This is a genomic window from Mycobacterium canetti CIPT 140010059 (genome assembly GCF_000253375.1).
Taxonomy (GTDB): Bacteria; Actinomycetota; Actinomycetes; order Mycobacteriales; family Mycobacteriaceae; genus Mycobacterium; species Mycobacterium tuberculosis.
On record NC_015848.1, the window covers coordinates 2,954,074 to 2,968,479 of the forward strand.

A 14,406-nucleotide genomic window follows, 5' to 3' on the forward strand; every position below is an offset into this window, starting at 1 on the left:
GAATCGACCGCCCCCCACTGAGCCGCCGTGGAATACTCGATGAATCCTGCGGGCGTGTCCGCACTGCGTGTGGCTATGGAGTTGGGGAACATGTTGCTTGGGATAAGAACGTGAATGAGGGACCGCTCTTCACAATGTCAGGCACTGCCGTGAGAAGTCCGCTACTCGATCGGGTGTATGTGAGCAGTCCTGGCATGGGCCGAGATGCCAAGAGCCGCATCTCATGACCACCGCGCGACGACGGCCCAAGCGGCGTGGTACCGATGCGCGAACCGCGCTGCGCAACGTTCCGATACTCGCCGATATCGACGACGAACAGCTCGAACGACTCGCAACCACCGTAGAACGCCGCCACGTGCCCGCTAACCAGTGGCTCTTTCATGCCGGAGAACCAGCGGACTCCATCTATATCGTCGACTCGGGGCGGTTCGTCGCTGTTGCCCCAGAGGGACACGTATTTGCTGAGATGGCATCCGGCGACTCGATCGGAGACCTGGGGGTGATCGCCGGGGCTGCCCGCTCAGCGGGAGTGCGAGCTCTGCGAGACGGCGTGGTGTGGAGGATCGCCGCGGAGACGTTTACCGACATGCTCGAGGCAACCCCGCTACTGCAATCGGCGATGCTGCGAGCGATGGCGAGAATGCTACGCCAGTCACGACCCGCCAAGACGGCTCGGCGTCCGCGGGTCATCGGCGTGGTATCGACCGGGGACACCGCCGCGGCCCCGATGGTCGACGCGATCGCTACTTCACTGGACTCGCACGGTCGAACTGCCGTGATTGCGCCGCCCGTCGAAACCACCTCCGCCGTTCAGGAGTACGACGAGCTCGTCGAGGCGTTCAGCGAAACCCTCGATCGCGCGGAGCGAAGCAACGATTGGGTCTTGGTGGTCGCCGACCGAGGCGCCGGCGACCTGTGGCGGCACTACGTTAGCGCGCAAAGCGACCGACTCGTGGTCCTGGTGGATCAACGGTATCCGCCGGATGCGGTCGATTCGCTTGCTACCCAACGGCCAGTGCACCTGATCACATGTCTGGCAGAACCGGATCCAAGTTGGTGGGATCGGTTGGCGCCGGTTTCGCATCATCCGGCCAACTCCGACGGCTTCGGTGCCCTTGCTCGCAGAATCGCCGGCCGATCGCTCGGCCTGGTGATGGCCGGTGGCGGAGCCCGGGGACTGGCGCATTTCGGTGTTTACCAAGAGCTCACCGAAGCCGGCGTCGTCATCGATCGGTTTGGCGGAACAAGTTCGGGTGCAATCGCTTCCGCAGCGTTCGCGCTGGGGATGGACGCCGGGGATGCGATCGCCGCGGCGCGAGAGTTCATCGCAGGAAGCGACCCACTCGGCGACTACACGATCCCAATATCCGCCCTCACGCGAGGTGGACGCGTCGATCGTCTGGTGCAGGGATTCTTCGGCAACACGTTGATCGAACATCTGCCCAGAGGGTTCTTCTCCGTCTCCGCCGACATGATCACCGGCGATCAGATCATCCATCGGCGGGGATCCGTCTCGGGCGCCGTGCGCGCATCGATCTCGATCCCCGGTCTCATCCCGCCAGTGCACAATGGCGAGCAGCTGCTCGTCGACGGTGGGCTGTTGAACAATCTGCCGGCCAACGTGATGTGCGCCGATACCGATGGCGAAGTCATCTGCGTCGACCTCCGCCGAACGTTCGTGCCGTCGAAGGGCTTTGGCCTGCTGCCGCCAATCGTTACGCCGCCCGGGCTCCTCCGGCGGCTTTTGACCGGCACGGATAACGCGCTACCACCGCTGCAAGAGACGTTGCTGCGCGCCTTCGACCTTGCCGCCTCCACCGCAAACCTGCGTGAGCTTCCTCGCGTTGCGGCCATCATCGAGCCCGACGTGTCGAAGATCGGAGTGTTGAACTTCAAGCAGATTGATGCCGCCCTAGAGGCTGGGCGGATGGCAGCCCGTGCGGCTTTGCAAGCACAGCCGGACCTGGTGCGCTGAACCCGACCAAGTGCCGCTACGGCCCACTCAGGTGTCCGGCACCGGGCGTACGCGCTGCGCCGGGCGGTCCGGTGTGATCTCATCAGCAGCTATGAGCATCAAAGTTGCGCTGGAGCACCGCACCAGCTACACCTTTGACCGGCTGGTGCGGGTGTATCCGCACATCGTGCGGCTACGGCCGGCGCCGCACTCCCGCACCTCCATCGAGGCCTACTCGCTGCGCATCGAGCCCGCCGACCACTTCATCAACTGGCAGCAGGACGCGCTGGGCAACTTTCTGGCGCGGCTGGTCTTTCCGAATCCCATGCGCCAACTGCGTATTACCGTCGGGCTTATCGCCGACCTCAAGGTGATCAACCCCTTCGACTTCTTTATCGAGGACTGGGCCGAGATATGGCCCTGCGCAGGGATGGCCTACCCCAAGGCGCTCGCCGATGACCTGAGGCCGTACTTGCGGCCGGTCGACGAAGACGGCGACGGTTCGGGCCCCGGCGAGCTCACGCAGGCCTGGGTGCGCAACTTCACGGTGCCCGATGGCACCCGCACCATCGACTTCTTGGTCGCACTCAACCGCGCGATCAACGCCGACGTCGGCTACTGCGTGCGCATGGAGCCCGGAGTTCAGACACCGGATTTCACGCTGCGCACCGGCGTCGGCTCGTGCCGGGACTCGGCGTGGCTGCTGGTCTCGATCCTGCGTCAGTTCGGGCTGGCCGCCCGGTTCGTGTCCGGCTACCTGGTTCAGCTGGCATCCGACATCGAAGCGCTCGACGGGCCGTCGGGGCCCGCCGCCGACTTCACCGACCTGCACGCGTGGGCCGAGGCATACATCCCGGGTGCCGGCTGGATCGGGCTGGACCCGACGTCGGGGCTGTTGGCCGGCGAGGGCCACATTCCGCTGGCGGCTACGCCCCACCCCGCCAGCGCGGCACCCATCAGCGGCGGCACCGACGTGTGCGACACCGTGCTGGAGTTCTCCAACACCGTCACCCGCGTACACGAAGACCCACGTGTCACGTTGCCCTACACCGACGAGTCCTGGAAGACCATCTGTGAGGTGGGCCAGCGCGTCGATGAGCGGCTGGCCGCCGCCGACGTCCGGCTGACCGTCGGCGGCGAACCGACGTTCGTGTCGGTGGATAACCAGGTCGCCGAAGAGTGGCGGACGGCGGCCGACGGCCCACACAAACGCGAACGGGCATCCGACCTGGCCGCCCGCTTGAAGGCGGTGTGGGCCCCGCAGGGACTCATCCACCGCGGTCAGGGCAGGTGGTATCCCGGAGAGCCGTTGCCGCGCTGGCAGATTGCGCTGTATTGGCGCACCGACGGGCGGCCGCTGTGGACCAACGACGCGCTGTTGGCCGACCCCTGGGGCGCCCCGCCCGCCGACCCCGTCGACGACGACGCGGCCTACCGGGTGCTCGCCGGGATCGCCGACGGCTTGGGGCTGCCGATCTCGCAGGTGCGGCCCGCCTACGAAGACCCGTTGAGCCGGCTGGCTGCGGCCGTGCGAATGCCAGCCGGCGACCCGGTGGAATCCGGTGACGACCTCGGCTGCGACACCAACCCCGACACCCCCACCGGCCGCGCCGCGCTGCTGGCGCGCCTCGATGAGGCCATCACCTCTCCGGCTGCGTACGTGCTGCCGCTGCACCGCCGCGACGACGGGCAAGGCTGGGCCAGCGCGAACTGGCGGCTGCGCCGCGGTCGCATCGTGTTGCTCGCAGGGGATTCGCCGGCGGGCCTGCGGCTGCCGCTGGATTCGATCAGCTGGCGCCCACCCCGGGCATCGTTTGACGCCGACCCGGTAGCTGTGCGATCCACATTGCCGGCGGAGCCCCACACCGACCGGGCCGTAGTGGAGGATCCCGAGACGGCTCCGACCACCGCGTTGGTCGCCGAGGTCCGGGGTGGGCTGGTGCACATCTTCTTGCCGCCCACCGACGCGCTCGAGCACTTCATCGACCTTGTCGCCCGAGTCGAGGCCGCGGCGACGACGGCCAACTGCCCGGTGGTGATCGAGGGCTACGGCCCACCCCCGGACCCGCGGCTGACGTCCACCACAATCACCCCCGACCCCGGCGTCATCGAGGTCAACATCGCGCCCACCGCCTCTTTTGCAGAACAACGGCAACAGCTGGAAACCCTGTATCAACAAGCGCGCCTGGCCCGACTCACCACCGAAGCGTTCGACGTCGACGGCACGCACGGCGGCACCGGCGGCGGCAACCACATCACGCTTGGCGGCGTCACACCCGCGGACTCACCGCTGCTGCGCCGGCCCGACCTGCTGGTTTCACTGCTGACCTACTGGCAGCGACACCCGTCGTTGTCCTACTTGTTCGCCGGGCGTTTCGTCGGCACCACGTCACAGGCGCCCCGGGTTGACGAGGGCCGCGCCGAGGCGCTCTACGAACTCGAGATCGCGTTCGCCGAGATCCTCCGGCTGTCGCCGTCGTCCGGGGGCGGCCGGCCCCAACCGTGGGTGACCGACCGCGCGCTGCGGCACCTGCTCACCGACATCACCGGCAACACCCATCGCGCCGAATTCTGCATCGACAAGCTCTACAGCCCCGACAGCGCCCGGGGCAGGCTCGGCCTGCTGGAGCTCCGCGGGTTCGAGATGCCGCCGCACCTGCACATGGCGATGGTGCAGTCGCTGCTGGTGCGCTCGCTGGTGGCGTGGTTCTGGGACCAACCGCTGCGCGCCCCGCTGATCCGCCACGGCGCCAACTTGCACGGTCGATATCTATTGCCGCACTTCTTGATCCATGACATCGCCGACGTCGCAGCCGACCTGCGCGCGCACGGCATCGCGTTCGAGACTAGCTGGCTGGACCCGTTCACCGAGTTCCGCTTCCCGCGCATCGGCACCGCCGTATTCGACGGCATTGAGATCGAGCTGCGCGGGGCCATCGAGCCATGGCACACCCTTGGCGAGGAGGCCACCGCGGCAGGCACCGCGCGCTATGTCGACTCGTCGGTCGAGCGCATCCAGGTCCGCATCATCGGCGCCGACCGGCACCGCTACGTGGTGACCTGTAACGGCTACCCGATGCCGTTGCTGGCTACCGACAACCCCGACATCCACGTGGGTGGTGTGCGGTTCAAAGCGTGGCAGCCGCCCAGCGCGCTACACCCGACCATCACGGTCGACGGCCCGTTGCGGTTCGAGCTCATCGACATCGCCACCGCTACCTCGTGCGGCGGCTGTACCTACCATGTCGCCCATCCGGGCGGCCGCGCCTACGACGAGCCCCCGGTCAACGCCGTGGAGGCGGAGGCCCGCCGCGCCCGGCGCTTCGAGGCGACCGGCTTCACCCCGGGCAAGCTCGACCTGTCCGACATCCGGGAGAAACAGGCCAGGATATCCACCGATATCGGCGCGCCGGGCATCCTCGACCTACGACGCGTGCGTACCGTGCAACAGTAATGGCACCCTCAGCTTCTGCCGCTACCAACGGCTACGACGTCGACCGCCTGCTGGCCGGATACCGCACCGCGCGTGCCCAGGAAACACTGTTCGACCTGCGGGACGGCCCGGGAGCCGGCTATGACGAATTCGTCGACGACGACGGCAACGTGCGACCGACCTGGACCGAGCTCGCCGACGCGGTCGCCGAACGTGGCAAGGCGGGGCTGGACCGGCTGCGCTCGGTGGTGCACAGCCTGATCGACCACGACGGCATCACCTACACCGCAATCGATGCACACCGGGACGCGCTGACCGGCGACCATGATCTGGAACCGGGGCCGTGGCGCCTGGACCCGCTGCCGCTGGTGATTTCCGCGGCCGATTGGGAAGTACTGGAGGCCGGCTTGGTGCAGCGATCGCGCTTGCTTGATGCCATCCTCGCGGACTTGTACGGGCCCCGCAGCATGCTCACCGAGGGTGTCCTGCCGCCAGAGATGCTGTTCGCTCATCCCGGCTACGTGCGTGCCGCTAACGGGATCCAGATGCCTGGGCGCCACCAACTTTTCATGCACGCCTGTGATCTCAGCCGGTTGCCCGACGGGACTTTTCAGGTCAACGCCGACTGGACGCAGGCGCCCTCGGGCTCCGGCTATGCGATGGCCGATCGACGTGTCGTCGCGCACGCCGTTCCCGATCTGTACGAGGAACTGGCGCCGCGACCCACCACACCGTTCGCCCAGGCGCTCCGGCTGGCACTGATTGACGCGGCACCCGATGTCGCCCAAGACCCCGTCGTGGTGGTGCTCAGCCCGGGCATCTATTCAGAAACCGCTTTCGACCAGGCGTATCTCGCAACGCTGCTGGGTTTCCCGCTAGTGGAAAGCGCGGACCTGGTGGTGCGCGACGGCAAGCTGTGGATGCGTTCGCTGGGCACGCTGAAACGCGTTGACGTCGTTCTTCGCCGCGTCGATGCCCACTACGCGGATCCACTGGATCTACGCGCCGATTCCAGGCTCGGTGTCGTCGGTTTGGTGGAAGCGCAGCACCGCGGAACAGTGACCGTCGTCAACACGCTGGGCAGCGGCATCCTGGAGAACCCCGGCCTGTTGCGCTTCCTGCCGCAGCTATCCGAGCGCCTGCTCGACGAAAGCCCGCTGCTGCACACCGCTCCGGTCTACTGGGGCGGCATCGCCAGCGAACGCTCACACCTACTGGCCAATGTCTCGTCGCTGCTGATCAAAAGCACTGTCAGCGGGGAAACTCTTGTCGGACCGACACTTTCGTCTGCACAACTGGCCGATCTGGCAGTGCGTATCGAGGCGATGCCGTGGCAGTGGGTGGGCCAGGAGCTGCCGCAGTTCTCGTCGGCGCCCACCAACCATGCCGGGGTGTTGTCGTCCGCCGGGGTAGGCATGCGACTGTTCACCGTTGCCCAGCGTAGTGGTTACGCGCCGATGATCGGCGGCCTCGGCTATGTACTGGCGCCCGGTCCTGCCGCATATACGCTGAAAACCGTTGCAGCAAAAGATATCTGGGTGCGCCCAACGGAGCGTGCGCATGCCGAGGTGATAACGGTGCCGGTGTTGGCGCCGCCGGCCAAAACCGGAGCGGGCACCTGGGCGGTCAGCTCTCCGCGCGTGCTGTCCGATCTGTTCTGGATGGGCCGCTACGGCGAGCGCGCGGAGAACATGGCCCGGCTGCTGATCGTCACCCGCGAGCGCTACCACGTTTTCCGGCACCAGCAGGACACCGATGAAAGCGAGTGCGTGCCGGTGCTGATGGCCGCGCTGGGCAAGATCACCGGATATGACACCGCAACTGGCGCCGGCAGCGCTTACGACCGGGCCGACATGATCGCGGTCGCCCCGTCGACACTGTGGTCTTTGACCGTGGATCCGGACCGGCCGGGTTCCCTTGTTCAGTCGGTGGAGGGGCTGGCACTTGCCGCCAGGGCGGTGCGCGACCAGCTGTCCAACGACACCTGGATGGTGCTGGCCAATGTGGAACGCGCGGTGGAGCACAAGTCCGACCCGCCGCAGTCGCTGGCAGAGGCGGACGCCGTGCTCGCGTCGGCTCAGGCGGAGACGCTAGCCGGCATGCTGACGTTGTCCGGGGTGGCCGGCGAGTCGATGGTGCACGACGTGGGCTGGACGATGATGGACATCGGCAAGCGTATCGAACGCGGCCTGTGGCTGACCGCGTTGCTACAAGCCACGTTGAGCACCGTGCGCCACCCCGCCGCCGAGCAAGCCATCATCGAGGCAACCCTGGTGGCGTGTGAATCGTCGGTTATCTATCGGCGCCGCACCGTAGGCAAGTTCAGTGTCGCCGCTGTGACCGAGCTGATGTTGTTCGACGCCCAGAACCCGCGCTCGCTGGTGTATCAGCTGGAACGGCTGCGCGCCGACCTGAAAGACCTGCCTGGCTCGTCGGGATCGTCTCGTCCGGAACGGATGGTGGACGAGATGAACACCCGCCTGCGCCGCTCACACCCAGAAGAGTTGGAAGAGGTCTCCGCCGACGGGCTGCGCGCCGAGTTGGCGGAACTGCTGGCCGGGATACATGCCTCGCTGCGTGACGTGGCCGACGTCCTCACCGCCACTCAGTTGGCGTTGCCCGGCGGCATGCAACCGCTGTGGGGTCCAGACCAACGGCGGGTGATGCCGGCCTAAACGGTGCGACGGCTGTGAGCCGGCTCGAAATCCGGGGCCACCTCGTCGACGACGGTGTGGATGAACCGCATCTTCTCCAGCACAGCGGCCGGCAGCACAAAGGGGTATAGGTCGTCGTGGCCCATCGAGCGATTGACCATGTTCAGCGACCACGACAGCGGCAGCCACTTGTCGATGATGGTATTAAAAGCGCTGGGGCCCAACGCCGGCCGGTCGAAGGTTGCCGACGCCGGTGCCAGGCCGCACCAGGCCGCGGTGTCCAGGGCGTCGCGGATATGCAGGTAATGAGCGAACGTCTCGGCCCAATCCTCACTCGCGTGCATGGTCGCATACGACGAGACAAAGCTGTCCTGCCAACCTTCCGGCGGGCCGCCACGGTAATGCCGATCCAACGCCTGGGAGTAGTCAGCGTCCGGGTCTCCGAACAACTCGTTGAACCGGGACAGATAGTCGCTTGACGAGGCGATGAGTCGATAGAAGTAGTAGTGCCCGATCTCGTGGCGGAAGTGCCCAAGCAGGGTCCGATACGGCTCGTCCATCTCGACCCGCAGCTGCTCCCGATGCACATCGTCGCCTTCGGCGAGATCCAGTGTGATGACTCCGTTCTGGTGTCCGGTGGTCACGTTCTCGTGCGCGCTGGACAATAGCCGGAAGGCCAACCCATGGTCAGGATCCTGGTCGCGGCCGACGATCGGCAGCTTCAGCTCGTGTAGCTCGGCGATCAGCCGTCGCTTGGCACCTTCGGCTCGGGCGAACTCCGCCAGCCCGGCGGTGTTGGTATCGCTGGGCCGCTCGATGGTCAGCACACAAGAACTGCAAAGTCCGCCGAGCTGATCACTGGGCACCAGCCAATTGCATTGCGCGAGGTGGAGATTGGCGCAGAGTTGGACATCGGCGTCGTCGGCGATGACCAGCAGCGCCATCCGCCCAAGAGAAAACCCCAGCGCGCTGCCGCACGACAGGCAGGCGGAGTTCTCGAATGCCAGGCGCTGCCCGCAATTTGGACAGTGGAAGTCACGCATGCAGCGCATCACCTTCGAAGGGCACGACATCGACAGAAACGTCGATCACACTGTTCTCGGAGTTGGTGTAGATGATGCCGCGTAGCGGCGGCACGTCTGCGTAGTCGCGGCCGCGGCCCACGACGATGTAGCGCTGGTCGACCAACTGGTCATTGGTGGGATCCAGCCCCAGCCACTCGAACCGCCCGGGCTGCTGCGGAGTCCACACCGAGGCCCAGGCATGCGTCGCGTCGATGCCGATCATCCGATCCTTTCCGGGCGGCGGGTCGGTGGCCAGGTAGCCCGACACATAACAGGCCGCCAAACCGTTGGCCCGTAGGCAGGCGATCGCCAGCCTGGCGAAATCTTGGCATACCCCTTCGCGGGCCAGCAGCACCTCGTTGACTCCTGTGGAAATCGTCGTGGAACCCGAGCGGTAGGTGAAGTCGGTGTAGATCCGCGACGCGAGATCGCGCAATACCTCGACCAGGGGGCGTTTGGGCAGGAAGCTAGGAGCCGCGTACTCACGCACCGCATCGGTGATCTCCGGCGGGTTCAAGTCCAGGGTGAACTCGGTGGCTAGCGATCCGGGCAGCCCGGCGGGCCGGGCCGCCTCCCACGGTTGCAGCGCCGGCCCGCTGGTGTAAAGCCCGGGCGGCGGCGGGGACACGTCGACGATGGAATCGCTGGTGATCGTCAAGGTGCGGTGCGGTTCGGTGACGTGGAAATAGGAGCTGATGTTGCCGTACCCGTCGCGACTGGTGGACCGGTCGGCGGGGGCCGGGTCGATGGTCAGCCGGTGTGCGACACAACGCTGCCGCAGCGAATTCCGCGGCGTGAGAAACCCGCGGCCATAGGAGCTGGTCACCACGTCGGAGTAGCGGTATTCGGTGCGGTGTGTTACTCGATAGCGGTGAGTGCCCGACAACGGCAACGACAACGAGCTATCTGCTGACAAAAAGCTACCTCCTGGCTGATCACATCACACGCCGGCGGCTCGTCCGGCGCGATCGTCGCGCAATGTGGCGCCAAGCGCACCATAGCCGGAGCACAATTAAAGCGTGGCTACCTGGGACGACGTCGCCCGTATCGTGGGTGGGCTGCCGCTGACCGCGGAGCAGGCACCGCACGACTGGCGGGTTGGCCGCAAGCTGCTGGCCTGGGAACGGCCGCTGCGCAAGTCCGACCGCGAAGCCCTGACCAGGGCCGGATCGGAGCCACCGTCCGGCGACATCGTCGGTGTCCGAGTGTCGGACGAGGGGGTGAAGTTCGCCTTGATTGCCGACGAGCCGGGCGTGTACTTCACCACCCCGCATTTCGACGGCTATCCAGCGGTGCTGGTCAGGCTGGCCGAGATCGAGGTTCGCGACCTCGAGGAGTTGATCACCGAGGCCTGGCTGATGCAGGCGCCGAAGCAGCTGGTGCAGGCGTTTCTCGCCAATTCAGGCTGACATGCCCGACGGGCCCGGGCGTTCGATTACCCGTTGTAGATCGGTGACACACGCTTGGACGATATCGGCGCGCACCACTTCGTTGCTGCCACAAGCAGCCGATTGCAGTGTCGACGCGGTTGCGCGGGCGGCGGCCGCGTGCTCGTTCGCTGCCGTCGGATCCGCGTCGGCCAGGCCGGTTCCCGCGGCGAGGTCGGTGAGCACGGCGTGCACGGGCGTTGGCAGCTCATCGCCACCAGGCCCGGCAATGGTGCGAGCCAGATGCAACACCGAACTGACCAGCAGGGCCAGGTAGACGGCCTGTTGATCGAGATCGCGGACAGTGCTGCGCACCCCCCATCGGCGGGGCGCTCGCCGCGCCACCATGGCAGCGCTGGCGCGCACCTCGATGAGCCCGTTCAGCTGCTGATGCAGTCGATCAGCGGCTGCCATCGGCCAGTCGGGCGGGGCGCTGGTGGGATCGCTCACCGTGTTCGCCAGCTCGGCGAGGATGTCGCGCACAGCGGCCAACACGTCGGCGCGCGCACTGCACAGCATGACCACCGGGTCGGGCGGGAAGAGCAGAATGCTGAACACGATAGCCAGCCCACCACCGACCAGCGCGTCGAAGAGGCGTTCGAAAACCACACTGCCGTTGGACGCGAAGACCAAGACCAGCACCGCGGAGACGGCGGCCTGGTTGATGAACATTAAGCCTTGCGCGACCAACCCGCGTGCGCACAGCACCGCGACCGACAACGCGATGAACACCACCACACCCATGGCGATCGGTCCGGAACCAAGCAGAGCATGCACGCCAGCACCCAGCACGATCCCCAGCGCCACCCCGACGATCATCTGTTGGGCACGTCGTGCGCGCAGCACGTTGGTCGCCGACATGCACACCACAGCCGAAATCGGCGCGAAGAACGCCTGCGGATGGTTGAACACGTCATGGGTGAGATACCACGCGAGGCCGGCGACGACCGATGTCTGGGTGATCGGCCACAGCACGGTGCGCAACCGTTGGGCGACCGCACGGCCGCCGCAGGCCGTCCTGACTAGCAGCGAAGCGCTCATGAACGCCTATTTATTCAAACTCGGGTGCGACGTCGTAACCGCAAAGATCTGGTCATGCCTGCTCGACCCGCTTGGGCTGGGCATCTATTCCGGACTCCTTACGTTGCTGAGCGGTAATGGGCGCCGGCGCGTCGGTGAGCGGATCGACGCCGCCGCCGGTCTTCGGGAACGCGATCACCTCACGGATCGAGTCCATCCCGGCCAGCAGCGCGGTGGTCCGGTCCCACCCGAACGCGATTCCGCCGTGCGGCGGTGCGCCAAACATGAACGCCTCCAACAGGAATCCGAACTTTTCCTCCGCCTCGGCCTTGTCCAGGCCCATCACCGCGAACACCCGTTCCTGGATATCACGGCGGTGGATACGCACCGAGCCGCCACCGATCTCGTGGCCGTTGCAGACGATGTCGTACGCGTCGGCCAGCACGCTGCCGGTATCGGATTCGATGCGGTCCTCCCATTCCGGTTTCGGCGCGGTGAAGGCATGGTGCACCGCGGTCCAGGCCCCCGAGCCGACCGCGACCTCACCGGCGGCGGTCGCTTCGTCGGCCGGCTCGAACAGCGGCGGGTCAACGACCCAGACGAATGCCCACGCATCGGGGTCAATCAGGCCCAGCCGGTTGGCGATCTCGACGCGGGCCGCGCCCAGCAGTGCCCGCGACGATTTGACCGGACCGGCCGAGAAGAAGATGCAATCGCCGGGTTTGGCCCCGACATGGTCGGCCAGTCCGGTGCGCTCGGCCTCGGTCAGGTTTTTGGCCACCGGACCGCCCAGCGTGCCGTCTTCGGCGACCAGCACGTAGGCCAGTCCGCGGTGGCCGCGCTGCTTGGCCCAGTCCTGCCAGCCGTCCAGCGTGCGCCGCGGCTGCGACGCCCCGCCAGGCATCACCACCGCGCCCACATACGGTGCCTGGAAGACACGAAATGTGGTGTCGGAGAAGAAATCCGTGCATTCGACGAGCTCCAGCCCGAACCGCAGGTCGGGTTTGTCCGTACCGAATCGGCGCATCGCTTCGGCATAGCCGATCCGCGGGATGGGCGTCGGAATCCGGTAGCCTATCAGCGCCCACAGCTCGGTCAGAACTTCCTCGGAGATCGCGATGATGTCCTCGGCGTCCACGAAGCTCATCTCCATATCGAGCTGGGTGAATTCGGGCTGGCGGTCGGCGCGGAAGTCCTCGTCGCGGTAGCAGCGGGCGATCTGGTAGTAGCGTTCCATCCCCGCCACCATCAGCAGCTGCTTGAACAGCTGCGGGCTCTGCGGTAGGGCGTAAAACGAACCGGGGTGCAGTCGGGCCGGCACCAGGAAGTCGCGCGCTCCCTCCGGGGTCGAGCGGGTGATCGTCGGCGTCTCGATCTCGACAAAGTCGTGACGCGCCAGCACCGCGCGCGCAGCGGCATTCACCCGGGAACGCAGTCGAATCGCCGCAGCGGGGTCGTCGCGGCGCAGATCGAGGTAGCGGTACTTCAGTCGCAACTCCTCACCCGCCGGTTCGTCCAGCTGAAACGGCAGCGGCGCACATTCGCCCAGCACGGTCAACGACGTGGCGTTGACCTCGATCTCGCCGGTGGCGATCTCCGGGTTGGCGTTGCCTTCCGGGCGGATCTCGACGACGCCGGCCACCGATACGCAGAATTCCGCACGCAGCCGGTGAGCCTGCGCCAGCACCTCAGTGTCCTGGGGGTCGCGGAACACCACCTGTGCGATGCCCGAAGCGTCCCGCAGATCGATGAAGATCACGCCGCCGTGGTCGCGGCGGCGAGCCACCCAGCCGGCCAATGTCACCTGCTGCCCGGCGTCGCCTTCCCGTAGCAAACCCGCGGCGTGGCTGCGCAGCACAAACACTCCCCTTCAACCGGATTAACCGACTGCTCAGTCTAGAGGTGCCCGCGGCGCACATCGGTCACGCAGGGTAATTTCGGCTCATCTCAACAAACATTGCAACAGGCATTGCCCTAGTCGGACCCGGTGCCGTCGGAACGACGGTCGCCGCGCTGTTGCACAAGGCCGGGTATTCGCCGCTGTTGTGCGGCCACACTCCGCGCGCCGGGATCGAGCTCCGGCGAGACGGCGCAGACCCCATCGTGGTGCCCGGTCCGGTGCACACCAGTCCTCGGGAGGTTGCCGGCCCGGTCGATGTGCTGATCCTGGCGGTCAAGGCCACTCAGAACGACGCCGCACGTCCCTGGCTGACCCGCCTGTGCGACGAGCGCACCGTGGTGGCCGTGCTGCAAAACGGTGTCGAACAGGTCGAGCAGGTCCAGCCGCATTGTCCGTCCTCGGCCGTGGTTCCCGCGATCGTGTGGTGTTCGGCCGAGACCCAGCCGCAAGGGTGGGTGCGCTTGCGCGGTGAAGCCGCACTGGTCGTTCCCACCGGGCCCGCGGCCGAGCAGTTCGCCGGGCTGCTGCGCGGTGCCGGCGCCACGGTGGACTGCGACCCCGACTTCACCACGGCGGCCTGGCGCAAACTACTGGTCAACGCGCTGGCGGGATTTATGGTGCTGTCCGGACGGCGGTCGGCAATGTTCCGCCGCGACGACGTCGCGGCATTGTCGCGCCGCTATGTCGCCGAATGCCTGGCGGTGGCGCGCGCTGAGGGTGCCCGACTCGATGACGACGTCGTCGACGAAGTGGTCCGCCTCGTCCGGTCGGCCCCGCAGGACATGGGCACCTCGATGCTGGCCGACCGGGCAGCCCACCGGCCACTGGAATGGGATTTGCGCAATGGGGTGATCGTCCGCAAGGCCCGCGCCCACGGCCTGGCCACCCCGATCAGCGACGTGCTGGTGCCGCTGCTGGCGGCTGCCAGCGACGGTCCCGGATAGCAATGTAGCT

9 protein-coding genes are annotated in these 14,406 nt (G+C 66.7%); 5 read left to right on the forward strand and 4 right to left on the reverse strand.

Annotated features, from left to right (window positions below; all coding sequences use genetic code 11):
* The first annotated feature begins 223 nt into the window (after positions 1-223).
* From MCAN_RS13700 to MCAN_RS13710, 3 genes are all read left to right on the forward strand, one after another.
* A complete protein-coding gene (locus tag MCAN_RS13700) occupies positions 224-1,975 on the forward strand; it encodes a patatin-like phospholipase family protein (RefSeq protein WP_014001335.1) in 1,752 nt (583 codons plus the stop codon).
* 91 nt (positions 1,976-2,066) lie between these two features.
* Positions 2,067-5,408 (forward strand): transglutaminase family protein, encoded by a 3,342-nt coding sequence (locus tag MCAN_RS13705; protein ID WP_015288326.1) that lies wholly within the window; start codon positions 2,067-2,069, stop codon positions 5,406-5,408.
* The gene (locus tag MCAN_RS13710; protein ID WP_003413330.1) at positions 5,408-8,062 is read left to right on the forward strand and encodes a circularly permuted type 2 ATP-grasp protein; all 2,655 of its coding nucleotides are present in this window, start codon (positions 5,408-5,410) and stop codon (positions 8,060-8,062) included. The genes MCAN_RS13705 and MCAN_RS13710 overlap by 1 nt, the downstream gene beginning before the upstream one ends.
* On the opposite strand, the gene MCAN_RS13715 is transcribed toward MCAN_RS13710, so the two are convergent.
* Positions 8,059-9,084 carry a zinc-binding metallopeptidase family protein gene (locus tag MCAN_RS13715; protein WP_003413332.1) on the reverse strand — a complete coding sequence of 342 codons (1,026 nt, stop codon included), beginning with the start codon at positions 9,082-9,084 and terminating at the stop codon, positions 8,059-8,061. The two genes, MCAN_RS13710 and MCAN_RS13715, sit on opposite strands and share 4 nt — an antisense overlap.
* On the reverse strand, positions 9,077-10,021 hold the full coding sequence (locus MCAN_RS13720; protein WP_003413334.1) for a transglutaminase family protein: 945 nt from the start codon (positions 10,019-10,021) through the stop codon (positions 9,077-9,079). The genes MCAN_RS13715 and MCAN_RS13720 overlap by 8 nt, the downstream gene beginning before the upstream one ends.
* Before the next feature lie 103 nt (positions 10,022-10,124).
* Here MCAN_RS13720 and MCAN_RS13725 point away from each other — a divergent pair, with 103 nt between their 5' ends.
* On the forward strand, positions 10,125-10,514 hold the full coding sequence (locus MCAN_RS13725) for an MmcQ/YjbR family DNA-binding protein (RefSeq protein ID WP_003413336.1): 390 nt from the start codon (positions 10,125-10,127) through the stop codon (positions 10,512-10,514).
* Here the strand turns inward: MCAN_RS13725 and MCAN_RS13730 are convergent.
* Together MCAN_RS13730 and aspS are read right to left on the reverse strand one after the other, a co-directional pair.
* Complete coding sequence (locus tag MCAN_RS13730) at positions 10,506-11,573, reverse strand: FUSC family protein (protein WP_014001337.1); 1,068 nt, start codon at positions 11,571-11,573, stop codon at positions 10,506-10,508. The two genes, MCAN_RS13725 and MCAN_RS13730, sit on opposite strands and share 9 nt — an antisense overlap.
* 52 nt (positions 11,574-11,625) lie before the next feature.
* A complete protein-coding gene (aspS, locus tag MCAN_RS13735) occupies positions 11,626-13,416 on the reverse strand; it encodes an aspartate--tRNA ligase (protein WP_014001338.1) in 1,791 nt (596 codons plus the stop codon).
* A 92-nt stretch (positions 13,417-13,508) separates the two neighbouring features.
* Between aspS and MCAN_RS13740 the strand changes: the two genes are divergently transcribed.
* Positions 13,509-14,396: an oxidoreductase gene (locus MCAN_RS13740; RefSeq protein ID WP_015385292.1), complete on the forward strand. Its 888-nt coding sequence runs from the start codon at positions 13,509-13,511 to the stop codon at positions 14,394-14,396.
* Positions 14,397-14,406 lie beyond the last annotated feature (10 nt).